Here is an 18,164-nt window from a genome sequence, read left to right as displayed (position 1 = left end):
GCGCAAAATAAAAATTGGTACAGCGTCCTTTGCGCGTCCCAAATGACGCGCGGCGCTGTACTCAAGTTATCCGGGAGACGAGAATGAAGAAGATTGCTGCCATCGCCGCGCTGTCGGCATCGGCGCTTGGCCTGTCGGCAGGGGTATCCTTTGCCGACTACACGCTCAACATCCTGCACATCAACGACTGGCATAGCCGCATCGAGAGCAACAACAAGTACGAATCGACCTGCTCGGCCGAGGAGGAGACCAAGGGCGAATGCGTCGGCGGCGCCGCCCGCCTGGTCACCGCGATCGCGCAGGAGCGCAAGAAGCTGGAAGGCCAGAACGTGCTGCTGCTCAGCGCCGGCGACAATTTCCAGGGCTCGCTCTTCTACACGACCTACAAAGGCAAGACCGAAGGCGAATTCCTCAACCAGATGAAATTCGATGCCGAGGCTCTCGGCAACCATGAGTTCGACGATGGCGAGTCGGCGCTGGCGCCGTTTCTCGACATGATCCAGTTTCCGGTGCTCGGCGCCAATGTGAAGGCCAATGCGCAATCCAAGCTCGGCGACCGCGTCAAGCCGTCGATCGTGGTCGAGGTCGGCGGCCAGAAGATCGGCATCGTCGGCGCGGTCACCAACGACACGCCGGAGCTTGCCACCCCTGGCCCGAACATTGCCATCGAAGACGACGTCAAGTCGATCACCGCTGAGGTCGAGAAACTGAAGCGAGAGGGCGTCAACAAGATCATCGCGGTCACCCATATCGGCTACAAGCGCGAGCGCGACGTGATCGCCAAGATCCCCGGGATCGACGTGGTGGTCGGCGGCCACAGCCATTCGCTGCTGTCCAACACCGACCCCAAGGCGGAGGGCCCATATCCGACGATGGTCGACAATCCGGACGGTTACAAAGTGCCGGTCGTCCAGGCGGCGTCCTATTCGAAATATCTCGGCGAGTTCAAGGTCGTGTTCGACGACAATGGCGTCGTCAAGGAGGCAAGCGGCGATCCCATCCATCTCGACAAATCGATCACACCCGACCCCGCCGTGCTTGCCCGCATCAAGGAACTCGGCGCGCCGATCGAGGCTTTGAAGAACAAGGAAGTCGCGGAGACCACCAAGGCGATCGACGGCAGTCGCGAAAACTGCCGCGCCCGCGAATGCGAGATGGGCAATCTGGTCTCCGACGCCGTCCTCGACCGGGTCAAGGACCAAGGTGTCGAGATCGTCATCTCGAATGGCGGCGGCTTGCGCGCCTCGATCGACCAGGGCACCGTCACCATGGGCGAGGTTCTCACCGTCCTGCCGTTTCAGAACACGCTGGCGACCTTCCAGATCTCCGGCAAGGATCTGGTTGCCGGCCTCGAAAGCGGCCTCAGCCAGGTCGAGGACGGCGCCGGGCGCTTCCCGCAGGTTGCCGGCTTGAAATATGCGTTCGACAAATCGGCGCCGCCTAACGGACGCGTCAAATCGGTCGAGGTCATGGAAGGCGGCGCCTGGACACCGATTAAGCCGGACAAGGATTACCTGGTCGCCACCAACAACTATGTCCGCCAGGGCGGCGACGGCTACAAGGTGTTCGCCGAGAAGGCCAAGAACGCCTATGATTACGGCCCGGGGCTGGAACAGGTCGTCGCCGACTACCTGGGCGCGCACCGGCCCTATACGCCGAAGCTCGACGGCCGCATCATCGAGATCGCCGCGACCGTGGCCCCGGCGGCAGAACCTGCCAACCCTGCCGAACCGCCAAAACCTGCTGAGGCTGCGCCGGCAAAGCCTGCTGAGCCGGCAGTGCCCGAAATGCCGGCCGGCTCCGGCGACATTTCCAAGACGCCGCCGGCCGTCCCGGCTGAAACAGCGCCGGCATCCGCACCCGCCGAGCCGGCCCAGCCGGCGGCACCTGCGGCTCCGGCCACACCGGCTCCGGCGACCCCTGCTCCGGCTGAGCCGGCACCGGCCGAAAGCAGCCATGTAATCGTCGCCGGCGATACCTATTGGGATCTCGCGGTGAAGGCTTATGGCGACGGCACCAAATGGAAAATAATCTCCGATGCCAACAAAGCCTACGAGCCACGCCGCCTTCCGGTCGGCGCAACCTTGACGATCCCGGCGGCCTCGAAGTAATCCGGCCGCAGGAACGCAATGCACCCGCCCGGCAGACCGGGCGGGTGTTGCATTTCTGGGATAAGGTGCGGCCAGACGCAGCATTTGAAAACCGGCGCGGCATCGCTACTTTCGCCGCGACACCGTTGGTTCGCGGTGTTGGAGAACCTCATGACGCTTGCCAACCCTGCTGAAATCAAAGCCGAGGAGACTGCCGCCTCGCCGTCGGCAGGGCGCCCTCTGGTCAGGACCGGCAAGGTCGGTGTGATGCTGATCAATCTCGGCACCCCGGACGGCACCGGCTTCAAGCCGATGTGGCGCTACCTCCGGGAGTTCCTGTCCGATCCGCGCGTCATCGAGCTCAACAAGGCGATCTGGTATCCGATCCTCTACGGCGTGGTCCTCACCACCCGGCCGAAGAAATCAGGGGCCAACTACGCCAGGATATGGAACCGGGAGCGCAACGAGTCGCCGCTGCGAACCTACACCCGCGCCCAGGCCGAGAAGCTCGGGCTCGCGCTCGGCGAGCTACCCAATGTCGTCGTCGACTGGGCGATGCGCTACGGCAACCCTTCGACCGAGAGCGTGGCCGAGAGACTGGTCGAGCAAGGCTGCGACCGCATCCTGTCTTTCCCGCTCTATCCGCAATATTCGGCGACGACGACTGCGACTGCCAACGACCAGCTGTTTCGCGCGCTGATGAAGATGCGCCGCGCCCCGGCCATTCGCAGCGTGCCACCCTATTACAACGAGCCGGCCTATATCGAGGCGCTCGCCCGTTCGGTCGAAAAGCATCTGGCGAGCCTCGGATTCGAACCGGAAATTGTCATTGCTTCCTATCACGGCATTCCGAAACCCTATTCCGACAAGGGCGACCCCTACCAGGCCCATTGCCTCGAGACGACCCGACTGCTGCGCGAAAAGCTCGGCTGGGATGAAAACAAGCTGATTACCACCTTCCAGTCGCGCTTCGGCGCGCAGGAGTGGCTGCAGCCCTACACCGACAAGACGGTCGAAAGACTAGGGCGCGAAGGCGTGAAATCGGTCGCCATCGTCAATCCAGGATTTTCCGTCGACTGCATCGAGACGCTGGACGAGATCGGCAGGGAAGCGTCCGAGACCTTCCATCATGCCGGCGGCGAAAAGTTCGCACACATCCCTTGCCTCAACGACAGTGCCGAGGGCATGGCGGTGATCGAGGCGATGGTGCGGCGCGAGCTGTCCGGCTGGGCCTGAACAGATCACCCGTCTATGCACCCGCAATCCGTGATCACCTGATTGTAACATTGCTGAAACACACTTAAGTGTTTGGTGGAATCGGTCGCGTGGAATATCCAACATGGCCGGCCTTTGAGGGGAGAGCCAAATGGGTTTCAGTGGTTTTGATATCGCGCTTCTTGTTCTTGTCGCCCTTGTCGTGCTGGTGCTTATCAAGGGCATCCGAACAATTCCGCAAGGCTATAATTATACCGTCGAACGTTTTGGCCGTTACACCAAGACATTGAACCCGGGCCTCAACCTGATCGTGCCTTTCGTCGACCGTGTCGGCGCCAAGATGAACATGATGGAGCAGGTGCTCGACGTACCGACGCAGGAGATCATCACCCGCGACAATGCCACCGTTGCCGTCGATGGCATCGCCTTCTATCAGGTGCTCAACGCGGCGCAGGCCGCCTACCAGGTCTCCGGCCTGCAGAATGCGATTCTCAATCTCACGATGACCAACATCCGCACCGTGATGGGCTCGATGGACCTCGACGAACTTTTGTCGAACCGCGACGCCATCAACGAGCGCCTGCTGCGCGTCGTTGACGAGGCGGCGCATCCCTGGGGCATCAAGATCACTCGTGTCGAGATCAAGGACATCAACCCGCCGGCCAATCTCGTCGAATCGATGGGCCGACAGATGATGGCCGAGCGCAATAAGCGCGCGCAGATCCTCGCCGCCGAAGGCCTCAAGCAATCGCAGATCCTGGAGGCCGAAGGCCGCAAGGAAGCCGCCTTCCGCGATGCCGAGGCGCGCGAGCGCTCGGCCGAGGCTGAAGCACGCGCCACGCAGGTGGTGTCGGAGGCGATTTCCAAAGGCGACGTGCAGGCGCTCAACTACTTCGTCGCGCTGAAATACACCGAAGCGCTGACCAGGATCGGCTCAGCGACAAACAGCAAGCTCGTGCTGATGCCGATGGAGGCCTCATCGCTGATCGGCACGCTCGGCGGTATTGGCGAAATCGCCAAGGAAGTTTTCCGAAGCGAAGGCACCGCCGGTGCCGCACGACAGGCCGCCCGCCCGCCGGTCGTTCGCCCGAGCGAAAGCTGAGGCCACAGCCATGCTCGGCCGCATTGTTTCCGAACTCGGCCCGTGGAGCTGGATGGTCCTCGGCTTCGTCCTGCTGGTAATGGAGGTCATCGCGCCGGGCATTTTCATGCTGTGGATCGGCATTGCCGCGCTGTTGATAGGCGTCGTCTCACTGCTCATCTGGGATGCCGGTTTCTGGACCTGGCAAGTCCAGGTCCTCGCCTTCCTCGCGCTGTCGCTGGTCTCGGCCTATGTCGGCAAGCGGCTGGTGGGCGGACGCCATGATGAAACCGACCAGCCCCTGCTCAACCGTCGCGGCGCACAGATGGTCGGCCGGACGGCGACCCTTGCCGAGCCGATCAAGGACGGGCGCGGCCGCATAAAGCTGGGCGACACGTTGTGGCGCGTCTCCGGTCCTGACATGCCGGCCGGCACGCAAGTGCGCGTGACGGGCGCCGCTGATACCGACCTGGAACTGACGGTCGAGGCGGTCTAGAAGCCCGCTAGGCAGCACCGATGCGCAGCAGGTCGTGTAGATGGACGAGCCCGATCGGCCGCCTGCCTTCGACCACCATCAGGCTGGTGATAGCCGAGTCGTTGATTGTCTGCAGCGCCGTCGCAACAAGCGTGTCGGGCGAAGCCATTTTCGGCTCTCTGGTCATCACCTGATCGACGCTCATTGCCAGGAGATCGCTGCCGATATGGCGCCTGATGTCGCCATCGGTGATGATGCCGATCAGCTTGCCGTCCGCGGCAGTCACGGCCACGCAGCCAAACCCCTTGCGCGACAATTCGAGGATTGCCTCGCGCATGCCGGTACCTGACGACACCAGCGGCAGCCTGTCGCCGACATGCATGATCTCGCGGATCTGCGTCAGGTTGGCTCCGAGCTGGCCGCCGGGATGGAACGTGCGGAAATGGTCCGGGGTGAAGCCGCGTGCCTCGAGCAGCGCGATGGCCAGCGCATCGCCCATTACCATTTGCAATAGTGTCGAGGTCGTCGGCGCAAGCCCGTGCGGGCAGGCTTCCGGTGCTCGCGGCAGCAGAAGCACAACGTCGGCCGCGCGCGCCAGAGCCGATTTTTCACCCGCGGTGACCGCGACCAGCGGGATCGAGAAGCGCCTCGAATAGGCGATGATACCCTTGAGCTCAAGGCTTTCGCCCGACCACGAAAGCGCGATTATGGCGTCGTTTCTGGCGATCATGCCAAGGTCGCCGTGATTGGCTTCGGCAGGGTGGACGAAAAAGGCCGGCGTGCCGGTCGAGGCGAGCGTTGCGGCGATCTTCGAGCCGATATGGCCGCTTTTGCCGACCCCGGTGACGATGACGCGGCCATCGATCTGCGACACCATGCCGACGGCTCGTGCGAACGGCTCGGCCAGCCCGTTTTCGAGAGCGTCTGCCAGTGCCGCGACGCCGGCCTGTTCCGTCGCCACGGTTCTCAGCGCCGAGGCAATCGCGGCCTGCCCGTCATGCCGCTTCCTGTCTGGGGATTTCACGTCCATGGACGATGCGATTAGCGCTTCGGCGCGCGCCTGTCCAACGGAATTGCCGTCCGGAACCTCCTGACGGGCCATGCCTCAACGCTCCGTTAACCATCCCCATTTACGGTTTCGTAAGTATGGCGCGCGTGCGCCGCGCAAGCAGTGGTGCCGATGTCCGGGTTTCAGCCTCAAAACAAAATGGGACGAAAGGGCAAGGCGGTCTGCGCTTTGCTGCTGGCAACCAGTGTCTTTGCGTTGTCGCGGCCGGCACTGCTTTGCGCCCAGGAAACCGAGCTGCGCGGCGAGGTTTCGGAATCGACAATCCTGGACGAACAGCAGTACAAGATCAGGCAATCGAGCATAGCCGGAACCCAAGCCGCGCAGGCTGCTGCAACCGCCAACGACAATACGCCGCTGCCTACCTATCGCCCGGCCAGCCAAGGGGCGTTGCCTGACGACGGCACGGGCGAGGCGGCCACAACCGGCGGCACTTTCGATCAACCAGCGGCCAGCGGCGACCCATTTCCCGACAACCCTGCTCCGCCACCCCGACGGCGGCCAAGCGCGACGCCACGCGCCGCCAATGCGGCCAACGCCGAAGACGAGACCGCTGACAGCCAGAAGCGCAAGAGAGCCGCGACTGCAGCCGCGGCGGCGACCGATGACACCGATACCGCCGCTATAGACGAGCAGGATACGGTCAACCGCCGTGCCGTCACCATCGATTCCGCCGAGAGGCTCAGGCTCGACCCCGGCGCCGAGCGCACCGAAGCCATCGAAGGCCAGAACAAAAAGAACGAGGACGACCCGTTCGCCGCCACCGGCATCAAGCTCGGCTCTTTCGTAATCCGGCCGACGCTCGAGCAAGGCCTGACGTCTTCGACAAACGCCGATTCGAGCAGCCTCGGCAAGCCGGCCTTGCTGTCGGAAACGACGCTGCGCTTCAACGCCGTCTCCGACTGGAGGGAGAATTCGGCGACGGTTGAGGGCTATGGCATCTTCCGCGAAACCTTGTCCGGCTATGACATTCACGAGGCGCAAGGCCACGTCGACGGCACACTCAACATCGATCTCGACAATGATCTGCGCGCCATCGCCAAGCTGGGCTATGAGGCCGTGCCCGAATCGGCCTCGGCGCCGGACGCGGTCGTCGGCGCCGTTGGCCAGCCGGTGCGCCAGACCGTGAACGGCAGTCTCGCCGTCGAGAAGGATACCGGCAAGATGCGCTTCGCGCTGACCGGCGCGGTCGAGCACGACATCTTTGGCGACGCCAAGCTTTCGTCCGGCGGATCGCTGTCGCAGAAGGGCCGCGACTCGACGCTCTACACGGCCATTTTGCGTACCGGTTACGAGATCTCGCCTGCCATCACCCCGTTCACCGAAATCGAGATCGGCCGGCGCGCTTATGATTTGCGCGTCGATCCAAACGGCTTCCAGCGCTCCTCGACCAGGCTTGGCGCACGGGCCGGCGTCGAGCTCGATCTCCGCGAGAAGCTTACCGGCGAGTTCTCGGTCGGCTGGCTGCGCGAAGCTATCGACGACGATGCCCTGCCGGCTATTTCGGGCGCGACGGTCAATGCCGATCTCAAATGGTCGCCGGAACGCGGCACCACGATCGGGCTCACCGCACAGACGACCGCCGAGAACACGACGAATGCGGGCGAAAGCGGCGACATGCTCTATTCCGGCAGCCTCACCGGCGAGCGGCAGATCCGCGCTAACCTGACCGGAAATGCCGCTCTCGGCCTCGAATGGCGCGACTATACCGGCTCCGACGATCATGATTTGACGCTGAGCGCCGAGGCTGGGCTGACGTGGTGGCTGACCCGCTACACCGGGCTCACCACCCGCGCCAGGACTGAAAAACTGACCAGCAACCTGATTGGGCGCGACTACACGGCCAACAGTATCTTCGTCGGCTTGAAGTTGCAGCGCTAAATGCATGTCGCGCAAAAGTGTGCAGCGGTTTTGCGATAACGACTTGCCTAAAACAAGAACCTAAAGCGCGTCGCATGAGGCCGGTCGAACGCGGCGCGCTTTAGCCGATCAGCGCGGCAACCGGTGTTGAAACTACAAGGCTATGCCGCGGCGTTCTGACGGCGCGAGTTCGTCGAGAAGCGTGCGAATGACACCGGCCATGCTGGCATTCATGTCTCTGCGCCACAGTGCGAAGGCAACGTTGGCCTCGACGAAGCCTTCGGGCGAGCCGCAGTCGAACGTCCGCCCGCGGTAGTGGTAGCCGTAGAAGGGCTGTTGCTTCTGCAGCTTCAGCATTGCATCGGTGAGCTGGATCTCGTTGCCGGCGCCTTTTTCCTGACCTTCGAGTATCTTGAATATCTCCGGCTGCAGGATATAGCGCCCGTTGATGTAGAGGTTCGACGGCTCCGTGCCGGTCTTCGGCTTTTCCACCATGCCGGTGATGCGGAAACCGTGATGCGCGTCCTCGCCGCGGCCGACAATGCCGTATTTGTGCGCCTCGGCCGGATCGCATTCCTGCACGGCGACGATGTTGTTGCCGGTCTCGGCGTAAAGCTCGACCATGTCCTTCATGCAGCTTTTTTCCGACTGCATGATCATGTCGGGCAATAGCAGCGCAAAGGGCTCGTCGCCGACGAGCTCGCGCGCGCACCAGACGGCGTGGCCAAGGCCGAGCGGTACCTGCTGGCGGGTGAAGCTGGTCTGCCCCGGCGCCGGTTGCAGCCGCTGCAGGCGGGCGAGCTGGTCGTCCTTGCCGCGCTGCGCAAGCGTGTCGTAGAGCTCGAACTGGACATCGAAGTGATCCTCGATGACCGCCTTGTTGCGGCCGGTCACGAAGATGAAATGCTCGATCCCGGCATCGCGCGCCTCATCGACCACATACTGGATGACCGGCCTGTCGACGACCGTCAGCATTTCCTTGGGAATGGCCTTGGTAGCAGGGAGAAAGCGCGTGCCGAGACCGGCAACCGGGAACACTGCCTTGCGAACTCTCTTCATGTGCCAATTATCCATTTGCATGCCTGTTCGGCAATCCCGATTCGAGACATTTTCATGCCGAAATCGAGGATTACTGAACGGCGGGTCATAAATCTCAGCTGGTAAAGCATTGACGCATCTTTTTATCCCGCACGGCACCTATGGTAAACCAAATGCTAACCGGGTTCGGCGATGAATAGTCTTCCTGAGATGAAGAAGGAGGAAAAGATGTCCGTTCGCAACGCCGCAAGGCGCTTCACCAGCGTCCTGACGGCCGCCAGCCTCTCGCTTGCTTTGCTCATGCCCAGCGGGCCGGCTTTTGCCGATGCCGGCTTCCGCCAATGGGTCGCCAGCTTCCGTGCTACCGCCGTGGCGAGCGGCGTTTCCGGCTCCGTCTACGACCAGGCATTCAAGGGCATCAACGATGCTGACCCGGTGGTACTGGAAAAGGCCCGTACTCAACCCGAATTCACCGCACCCGCCTGGGATTATTTCGACAACCGCGTCCATGACCAGTCGGTCGCCGTCGGCCAGCAGATGGCAAGGAAATGGAAGCCTTGGCTGGACAGGATCGAGGCAAGATACGGCGTCGACCGCTACATCCTGCTGGCCATCTGGTCTATGGAATCGAACTACGGCGAAACCCTCAAGCGCGATGATATCATGCGCAATGTCGTGCGCTCGCTGGCGACGCTTGGTTATGCCGATCCGAAGCGAGCGAAATTTGCCCGCACCCAGCTGATCGCGGCGCTGAAGATCCTGCAGACCGGCGACATCGACGAAAGCCATCTCAGCGGCTCATGGGCCGGCGCGATGGGCCATACCCAGTTCATCCCCACCAGCTACCAGTCCTATGCGGTCGATATGGACGGCAACGGCAAGCGCGACATCTGGAATTCGATTCCCGACGCACTGGCGACAGCCGCCAATTTGCTGAGGAAGAACGGCTGGCAGGCAGGCAAGACCTGGGGTTATGAGGTCAGCCTTCCGGACGGCAAGAAGCTGCCCGGAGGCTCGAAGTCGCTGTCGCAATGGCAGGCGCTGGGGGTCAGCCGTGCCAACGGCAAGCCGTTCAAGAACGGTGCGGACAAAGCGACGTTGAAGCTGCCCGGCGGCAGCGGCGGGCCGGTTTTCCTGATGATCAAGAATTTCTCGGTCATCAAGCGTTACAACAATGCCGACAAATATGCGCTCGCCGTGGGCCTTCTTGCCGACGAAATTGCCGGCTATGGCGGGCTTGTGCAGGACTGGAAGCGACCGTTTACCAAGCTCTCCTTCGAGGAAAGGCAGGAGCTTCAGAAGCGACTTTCCGAGCACGGCTATTACGACGGCAAGTTCGACGGCAAGATCGGTGACGGATCGAAAACCGCCATCATGGCCTTCCAAGCAAAGGCTGGCTTGACCCAGGACGGGTATCCGAGCAAGGAAGTGCTCAAATGGCTCAGGCAGAACTAGAGCCGGTTGCGGGATGGAGAGGGTGATTGGTTTCGGCTGCGCGCATCCGGTTAATCGTTCGTCGCGTGCCGATCCTCGTTCTGGCGATCGCCGTTCTGGCGGTCGGCGGCGCCAGTGCCTTTCATACCGCGGCCATGGCGCAGGAGCCGGAAAGTCGTGGCTGGTCGCTGCGCGACCTGTTGTTTCCGCGCAGAAGCGAGCGGTTTGAGCAGCCGCCGCCCGAATTCCAGAGAGAATTCCAGAGAACAAAGCCCAGGCCCAAGCTGAGAAAGCCCCGGTCAGTTAGCCGGCCGCCGCCGGCCGAGCCGACAACCCCAGTAGTCGAGAAGGCGCCGGATGCACGCGTCGTTCTGGTGGTCGGCGATTTCATGGCGTCTGGGCTGGCTGAGGGGCTCGACGCCGCCTTTGCCGAAAACACTGGCGTCAGGATCGTCGTCCGTGCCAACGGATCGTCCGGCTTCGTGCGTGACGATGTCTACAACTGGCCAGAACAGGTCAAGTCGCTGATCGCTGCCGAAAAACCGGCAGCCGTCGTCGTCATGCTCGGATCCAACGACCGGCAGCAGATGCGCGTCGGCGATGTACGCGAGCAGCCGCGATCCGAAAACTGGACCAAGGAATACGAGCGCCGGACCGATGCGTTCGGCAAGGCCATCGCCGCAACCAAGGTGCCGTATCTGTGGGTCGGCATGCCGGCCTTCCGGGTCTCGAAAATGACCTCCGACATGCTGGCCTTCAACGACATCTTCCGCTCGTCCGCCGAAAGCCACGGCGGCGAATTCGTCGACGTCTGGGACGGGTTCGTCGACGAGAACGGCGCCTTCATCACCAGCGGACCGGACATCAACGGCCAATCGGTGCGCCTGCGCTCCGACGACGGCATCAACATGTCGAAGGCCGGCAAGCGCAAGCTCGCCTTCTATACCGAAAAGCAGCTGATGAAGATCCTGGGGCTGGCCGCGCCAGGAAGCGTGGTGACGGCTTCTGCCCCGGCCGGCGCTCCCGTCGAGGCGCCGGCACCTGCCGCGGCACCGATAGCTGTCGATCGCACCGTGCCGATGCTGCTCAGCGATCCGGCGCTGGACGGCGGCTCGGAACTTCTCGGCGCCGCCCCGCCGGCAAAAGCTGACAAGAATTTGCCGGGCGAAAGGCTGATCGTCGAGGGCAAGGCGCCCGACGCCTCACCGGGCCGCGCCGACGATTTCTCCTGGCCGCCCAAGACACAGCCTGCGACGGCGGCCGCATCCGATACGACGACGGCGATCCGCCAGTAAACAGAACCTCTTCGGAACGGGCTCAGCGCGGCAGCACGCTCGATCCCATCAGCGCCTCGTCGATGGCGCGCGCCGCCTGGCGACCCTCGCGGATCGCCCAGACGACCAGCGACTGGCCGCGCCGCACGTCGCCCGCCGCATAGAGCCTTTCGACGCTGGTCCTGTAGTCCCGGTCATTGGCCTCGACATTCTTCGAACGGCGGCTGTCGGTGACGATCTTCATCTGCCCGTCGAGTTCCGAGATCGGCCCGCGAGCGGCTGGCCCGGCAAAGCCGATGGCGATGAACGCGAGATCGGCGCGGATGACGAATTCCGTGCCCGCGATCGGCTTGCGCTTTTCGTCGACCTCGCAGCATTTGACCCCGGTCAGCTGGCCGTCTTCGCCGATGAATTCAAGCGTCGCCACCTGGAATTCGCGCTCGGCGCCTTCGGCCTGCGACGATGACGTGCGCATCTTGGTCGCCCAGTAGGGCCAGACCGACAGCTTGTCCTCCTTTTCCGGCGGCTGCGGCCGGATGTCGAGCTGGGTGACGCGTACCGCGCCCTGGCGGAAGGCGGTGCCGACGCAGTCTGAGGCAGTGTCGCCGCCGCCGACGACGACGACGTGCTGGCCGCCGGCGACGATCGGGCGCGACGGCCATGCCACCGACTGGATCGGCTCGCCGCCGATACGCTTGTTCTGCTGCACCAGATACGGCATGGCGTCGTGCACGCCGTCGAGATCGTCGCCCGGGATGTTGGCCGGGCGCGGCGTTTCGGAGCCGCCGCAATAGAGCACGGCGTCATATTCGGCGAGCAGTTCGGCGACCGGCTTGTCGACGCCGACATTGACGCCGCAATGGAAGCTGACACCTTCGCCCTGCATCTGCTCGATGCGCCGGTCGATATAATGCTTCTCGATCTTGAAATCGGGGATGCCGTAGCGCATCAGCCCGCCCGGCCGGCTCTCGCGCTCATAGACGTGAACGTCATGGCCGGCGCGGCCGAGTTGCTGGGCAGCCGCCATGCCTGCCGGCCCCGAGCCGATGATCGCGACGCGCTTGCCGGTCTTCCGTTCCGGCGGATAGGGCCGGATATGGCCGGTTTCATAGGCTTTGTCGGCAATGGCCTGCTCGATGGTCTTGATGGCGACCGGAATATCCTCGAGGTTCAGCGTGCAGGCTTCCTCGCAAGGTGCGGGGCAGATGCGGCCGGTAAATTCCGGAAAATTGTTGGTCGAATGCAGGTTGCGGATCGCGTTTTCCCAGTCGCCATTGTAGACGAGGTCGTTCCAGTCCGGGATCTGGTTGTGGATCGGGCAGCCGGTCGGTCCATGGCAATAAGGAATGCCGCAATCCATGCATCGCGCGGCCTGTTTCTCGACCTCCTTGTCCGACATCGGCAGCGTGAACTCGCGGAAATGCCGGATGCGGTCGGAAGCCGGCTGGTACTTGTGCACCTGCCGGTCGATCTCGAGAAACCCTGTTACCTTGCCCATAGTCCAGTCCCTGCTGTCCGGAAGGCACGCCTGGCGACGCACCCGTTAACCTCATAAGGCAGCTGTGGCAACCTTCAGTCCGAGGTCAGGATTGTTGATGAAGATGGTTGCCGGGACGCATGGCCTCCCGGCAATTTCCAAATCTATTCCGCCGCCACGTTCATGCGCATCCGCTCCATCTCGATCAGCGCGCGGCGGTATTCGACCGGCATGATCTTCCGGAATTTCGGCCGGAAAGTCGCCCAGTCGTCGAGGATTTCGCGACCTCGTACCGAGCCGGTGTAGTGGACGTGGTTGGAGATCAGCTGGTAGAGCCGCTCCTCGTCATGGCTGGTCATATCGCCGGATACGTCGACACGGCCCTTATGGTCGAGATCGCCGCCATGGTGGAGCAGCTTTTCCATCAGGTCGTCCTCTTCCGGAACCGGCTCCAGCTCGACCATCGCCATGTTGCAGCGTTCGGCGAAATCACCCGCCTCGTCGAGCACGTAGGCGACGCCGCCCGACATGCCGGCGGCGAAGTTGCGGCCGGTCTGGCCGATGACGACGACGATACCGCCAGTCATGTATTCGCAACCATGGTCGCCGACGCCTTCAACGACGGCGGCGACACCCGAATTGCGCACGGCAAAACGCTCGCCGGCAACGCCGCAGAAATAGGCCTCGCCCTCGGTTGCGCCGTAGAGCACGGTATTGCCGACAATAATGGATTCGGCAGCAACGATTTTCGTGTTCTCCGGCGGGCGGATGACAATGCGGCCACCCGACAGGCCCTTGCCGACATAGTCGTTGGCGGCGCCCACCAGTTCGAACGAGACACCGCGCGCCAGGAAGGCGCCAAAGGACTGGCCGGCCGTGCCGGTGAGCTTGACCGAGATCGTGTCCTCGCGCAGGCCCTTGTGCTTGAAGCGCTTTGCCACCTCGCCCGACAGCATGGCGCCGGTCGAACGGTCGACGTTGCGGATCGGCAGTTCGATACTGACCGGCTGCCTGGCTTCGAGCGCCGGCTTTGCGAGTTCGATCAGCTTGCGGTCGAGCACGTCGTCGATCGGATGCTTCTGCCGCTCGGTCCAGTGCACCGCCTCGTGCGGCGCATCGGGCTTGTAGAACATCTTGCTGAAGTCGAGCCCGCGTGCCTTCCAGTGCTGGATCAGCTCGCGCTTTTCCAGAAGGTCGGTGTCGCCGATGATCTGGTCGAGATGGGTGTAGCCCATCTCGGCAAGCAGCGCCCGCACCTCTTCCGCCACATAGAAGAAGAAGTTGATGACGTGCTCGGGCGTGCCCTTGAAGCGCTTGCGCAGCACCGGGTCCTGTGTCGCGACGCCGACGGGGCAGGTGTTGAGATGGCACTTGCGCATCATGATGCAGCCGGCCGCGATCAACGGCGCGGTCGAAAAGCCGAACTCGTCGGCGCCGAGCAGTGCGCCGATAATGACGTCACGCCCGGTGCGCAGGCCGCCATCGACCTGCAGCGCGACGCGCGACCTGAGGCCGTTGAGCACCAGCGTCTGGTGCGTCTCGGCAAGGCCCATCTCCCACGGGCTGCCGGCATGCTTGAGCGAGGTCAGCGGCGAGGCACCGGTGCCGCCGTCATAGCCTGATATGGTGATGTGGTCGGCACGCGCCTTGGCGACGCCGGCCGCAACCGTGCCGACGCCGACTTCCGAGACCAGCTTGACCGATACGTCGGCCGCCGGATTGACGTTCTTCAGGTCGTAGATGAGCTGCGCCAGATCCTCGATCGAATAGATGTCGTGATGCGGCGGCGGCGAGATCAGGCCGACGCCCGGCGTCGAGTGCCTGACCTTTGCTATGGTCGCATCGACCTTGTGACCCGGCAGCTGGCCGCCCTCGCCTGGCTTCGCCCCTTGCGCGACCTTGATCTGCATCATGTCGGAATTGACAAGATACTCCGCCGTGACGCCAAAGCGTCCCGAGGCGACCTGCTTGATCGCCGAGCGTTCGGGGTTCTTGCCGCCGCCCGGCAGTGGCAGATAGCGATCGGCCTCTTCGCCGCCCTCGCCGGTGTTCGACTTGCCGCCGATGGCGTTCATGGCGCGCGCCAGCGTCGTGTGCGCTTCCCTTGAGATCGAGCCGAAGGACATCGCCCCGGTCGAGAAGCGCTTGACGATATCGGCCGCCGGCATCACCTCGTCGAGCTTGACCTTCTTGCGCCCGGTCTCTTGCGCAAGCTTGATCTTGAACAGGCCGCGAATGGTCTGCGCCTGCGCCGTCTCGCTGTCGATCTGGGCGGAATAGTCCTTGAACGTCTCCCACGAGCCTTGGCGCACGGCGTGCTGCAAGGTCGCCACTGCGTCGGGCGACCAGATATGGGCCTCGCCGCGCATGCGGAACATGTATTCGCCGCCGACCTCGAGGCTGTTGCGCAGCACCGGGTCGTTGCCGAAGCCGTCGGTGTGGCGGCTGACCGTTTCGGCGGCGATCTCGTCCAGCCCGACGCCTTCGATCAGCGTCGCCGTGCCGGTGAAGTACTTCTGCACGAAATCCGACTTGAGCCCGATGGCGTCGAAGATCTGCGCGCCGCAATAGGACTGGTAGGTCGAGATGCCCATCTTGGACATCACCTTGAGGATGCCCTTGCCGATCGACTTGATGTAGCGGGAGACGACCTCGTAGGCATCGACCTCCGCTGGCAATTCGCCACGCTTGTGCATGTCGAGCAGCGTGTCGAAAGCGAGATAGGGATTGATCGCCTCGGCGCCGTAGCCGGCGAGACAGCAGAAATGATGCACCTCGCGCGGCTCGCCGGATTCCACGACGAGCCCAACCGAGGTGCGCAATCCCTTGCGGATCAAATGATGGTGCACGGCCGCCGTTGCCAGCAGCGCCGGAATGGCAATGCGATCCGGCCCGAGCTGACGGTCCGAAAGGATGATGATGTTGTAGCCGCCGGCGACCGCCGCCTCGGCGCGCTCGCACAGCCGGTCGATGGCGCCCTGCATGCCGGCCGCGCCTTCATTCGAACCGTAAGTGATGTCGATCGTCTTGGTGTCGAAACGGTCTTCGGTGTGGCCGACGGAGCGCAGCTTCTCCAGATCGCCGTTCGTCAGGATCGGTTGGCGCACTTCGAGCCGCTTGCGGCGCGAATTGCCGACAAGATCGAAGATGTTGGGCCGCGGCCCGATGAAGGACACCAGGCTCATCACCAGCTCCTCGCGGATCGGGTCGATCGGCGGATTGGTGACCTGTGCGAAGTTCTGCTTAAAATAGGTGTAGAGCAGCTTCGATCTGTCCGACATTGCCGAAATCGGCGTGTCGGTACCCATCGAGCCGACGGCTTCCTGGCCGGTGGTCGCCATCGGCGACATCAACAGCTTGGTGTCCTCCTGGGTGTAGCCAAACGCCTGCTGGCGGTCGAGCAGTGAGACATCCCTGCGCAGGGCGCGCGGCTCAACCGGGTTCAGATCCTCGAGGATGAGCTGTGTGTTGGCGAGCCAGCTCTTGTAGGGATGCCTGGTCGCGATCTCCGACTTGATCTCCTCGTCGGAAACGATGCGGCCCTTGTCCAGGTCGATCAGCAGCATGCGGCCGGGCTGCAGCCGCCACTTCTTGACGATCCTTTCCTCCGGCACCGGCAGCACGCCGGCTTCCGAAGCCATGATGACGCGGTCGTCATCGGTGACGATGTAGCGCGCCGGCCGCAGCCCGTTGCGGTCGAGCGTGGCACCGATCTGGCGGCCGTCGGTGAAGGCAACCGCCGCTGGCCCGTCCCACGGCTCCATCAGCGCTGCGTGATACTCGTAGAAGGCCTTGCGGTCCTGACCCATCAGCTTGTTGCCGGCCCAGGCTTCCGGGATCAGCATCATCATGGCGTGGGCGAGCGAATAGCCGCCCTGCGTCAGGAATTCGAGCGCGTTGTCGAAGCAGGCGGTGTCGGACTGCCCTTCATAGGAGATCGGCCACAGCTTCGAGATGTCGTTGCCGAACAGTTCGGAATCGACCGAAGCCTGCCGCGCCGCCATCCAGTTGACGTTGCCGCGCAGCGTGTTGATCTCGCCATTGTGGGCGACCATGCGGTAGGGATGCGCCAGCTTCCACGACGGGAACGTGTTGGTCGAGAAGCGCTGGTGGACAAGGATCAGCGCCGTCTCGAAACGCGGGTCGGTGAGGTCCTTGTAGTAGGCGCCGACCTGATAGGCCAGGAACATGCCCTTGTAGACGATGGTCCGCGACGACATCGAGACGACATAGAAGCCGTTATCGACGCCTTTGGTCTCCTCATGGATGCGACCGGAGATGACCTTGCGCAGGATGTAGAGCCGCCGCTCGTAATCGTCGTCGTTCTCGATCTCGGCGCCGCGGCCCAGGAACACCTGCCGGTGCACCGGCTCGGAAGCGGCGATGTCGGGCGCCTTCGACAGCGATGAATTGTCGACTGGCACGTCGCGAAAGCCGAGCAGCGGCTGGCCCTCGAGCTGCGCCACCTCGGCGATGATGCCTTCGATATGCGCCTGCAGCTCCGGGTCGCGCGGCATGAACACGTGGCCGACGGCGTAGTGGCCGGGCTTCGGCAGTTCGACCCCTTGCTTGGCCATCTCCTCGCGGAAGAAGCGGTCCGGCAGCTGCACCAGCACGCCGGCGCCGTCGCCCATCAGCGGATCGGCGCCGACCGCGCCGCGATGCGTCAGGTTTTCGAGCACGGCAAGGCCGTCCTCGACGATCTGGTGCGACTTCACGCCCTTCATGTTGACGATGAAGCCGACGCCGCAGGCATCATGCTCGTTGCGCGGATCATAGAGGCCGTGCGCAGCATAGCCGGTGTTGGTTCGCCCAATATTGGTCGGGGACGGATTTTTGACGGCTGCCGCTGTCGTCTGCGCGGCCTTCGTCGCAGATGGCGTCATATCCGTCATCGTCCTGTCCTCCGTTCCGTCCCCTTCGGGCGCTGGTTTCCGTCGGGAAGCGCGTGGCTCCCCTTTCAATCTGCGGCACGTCTTGCGAAATTCTTGCCGACCGTGCGGCTTTCCGCATGGTTCGCATATGGTATTCGTACAGGCCGGAGCCAGACTGTCTAGCTGTCGCTCGCGGCAATGGCCGCAGAGGCGCAATCATATGCCAATGCGGCCAGTTTTGTGCGACAAAATAAGACAGCACTACTGTCCTAAATTTTTA

11 protein-coding genes are annotated in these 18,164 nt (G+C 63.2%); 7 read left to right on the top strand and 4 right to left on the bottom strand.

The window, feature by feature from the left end; translation table 11 throughout:
• Positions 1 to 83 precede the first annotated feature (83 nt).
• The 4 genes from NKH49_RS13380 (at position 84) to NKH49_RS13365 (ending at position 4,882) form a co-directional block, all read left to right on the top strand.
• The gene (locus NKH49_RS13380; RefSeq protein ID WP_352612889.1) at positions 84 to 2,111 is read left to right on the top strand and encodes a 5'-nucleotidase C-terminal domain-containing protein; all 2,028 of its coding nucleotides are present in this window, start codon (positions 84 to 86) and stop codon (positions 2,109 to 2,111) included.
• Positions 2,112 to 2,261: 150 nt separating this feature from the next.
• On the top strand, positions 2,262 to 3,326 hold the full coding sequence (gene hemH / locus NKH49_RS13375) for a ferrochelatase (protein WP_352612891.1): 1,065 nt from the start codon (positions 2,262 to 2,264) through the stop codon (positions 3,324 to 3,326).
• A 130-nt stretch (positions 3,327 to 3,456) separates the two neighbouring features.
• The gene (locus tag NKH49_RS13370; protein WP_352612893.1) at positions 3,457 to 4,407 is read left to right on the top strand and encodes an SPFH domain-containing protein; all 951 of its coding nucleotides are present in this window, start codon (positions 3,457 to 3,459) and stop codon (positions 4,405 to 4,407) included.
• Between the two features lie 10 nt (positions 4,408 to 4,417).
• A complete protein-coding gene (locus tag NKH49_RS13365) occupies positions 4,418 to 4,882 on the top strand; it encodes an NfeD family protein (protein ID WP_352469530.1) in 465 nt (154 codons plus the stop codon).
• 7 nt (positions 4,883 to 4,889) lie between these two features.
• Here the strand turns inward: NKH49_RS13365 and NKH49_RS13360 are convergent, their stop codons facing one another.
• Positions 4,890 to 5,891, bottom strand: a complete 1,002-nt coding sequence (locus NKH49_RS13360) for a KpsF/GutQ family sugar-phosphate isomerase (RefSeq protein ID WP_352539488.1) — start codon at positions 5,889 to 5,891, stop codon at positions 4,890 to 4,892.
• A gap of 177 nt (positions 5,892 to 6,068) precedes the next feature.
• Here NKH49_RS13360 and NKH49_RS13355 point away from each other — a divergent pair, with 177 nt between their 5' ends.
• Positions 6,069 to 7,808 (top strand): outer membrane beta-barrel protein, encoded by a 1,740-nt coding sequence (locus NKH49_RS13355; RefSeq protein ID WP_502907875.1) that lies wholly within the window; start codon positions 6,069 to 6,071, stop codon positions 7,806 to 7,808.
• A 132-nt stretch (positions 7,809 to 7,940) separates the two neighbouring features.
• Here the strand turns inward: NKH49_RS13355 and galU are convergent, their stop codons facing one another.
• Positions 7,941 to 8,846, bottom strand: coding sequence for a UTP--glucose-1-phosphate uridylyltransferase GalU (galU, locus tag NKH49_RS13350; RefSeq protein WP_352469528.1), 906 nt, complete (start codon positions 8,844 to 8,846; stop codon positions 7,941 to 7,943).
• A gap of 207 nt (positions 8,847 to 9,053) precedes the next feature.
• Here galU and NKH49_RS13345 point away from each other — a divergent pair, with 207 nt between their 5' ends.
• Entirely contained in the window at positions 9,054 to 10,280 is a 1,227-nt protein-coding gene (locus NKH49_RS13345; RefSeq protein ID WP_352612898.1) for a lytic murein transglycosylase, read from the top strand.
• 26 nt (positions 10,281 to 10,306) lie between these two features.
• Positions 10,307 to 11,554 carry an SGNH/GDSL hydrolase family protein gene (locus tag NKH49_RS13340; protein ID WP_352539361.1) on the top strand — a complete coding sequence of 416 codons (1,248 nt, stop codon included), beginning with the start codon at positions 10,307 to 10,309 and terminating at the stop codon, positions 11,552 to 11,554.
• Positions 11,555 to 11,576: 22 nt separating this feature from the next.
• Here NKH49_RS13340 and NKH49_RS13335 read toward each other — a convergent pair whose 3' ends face one another.
• Positions 11,577 to 13,031 carry a glutamate synthase subunit beta gene (locus tag NKH49_RS13335; RefSeq protein ID WP_352469525.1) on the bottom strand — a complete coding sequence of 485 codons (1,455 nt, stop codon included), beginning with the start codon at positions 13,029 to 13,031 and terminating at the stop codon, positions 11,577 to 11,579.
• A 143-nt stretch (positions 13,032 to 13,174) separates the two neighbouring features.
• Positions 13,175 to 17,905 carry a glutamate synthase large subunit gene (gene gltB, locus NKH49_RS13330; RefSeq protein WP_352612901.1) on the bottom strand — a complete coding sequence of 1,577 codons (4,731 nt, stop codon included), beginning with the start codon at positions 17,903 to 17,905 and terminating at the stop codon, positions 13,175 to 13,177.
• Between the last annotated feature and the right edge of the window lie 259 nt (positions 17,906 to 18,164).

The sequence above is a fragment of the Mesorhizobium sp. M1088 genome (assembly GCF_040318575.1).
Lineage (GTDB): Bacteria > Pseudomonadota > Alphaproteobacteria > Rhizobiales > Rhizobiaceae > Mesorhizobium.
The sequence above is the reverse complement of the archived record's forward strand: the minus strand, read 5'-3'. Positions and strand labels throughout refer to the sequence as shown.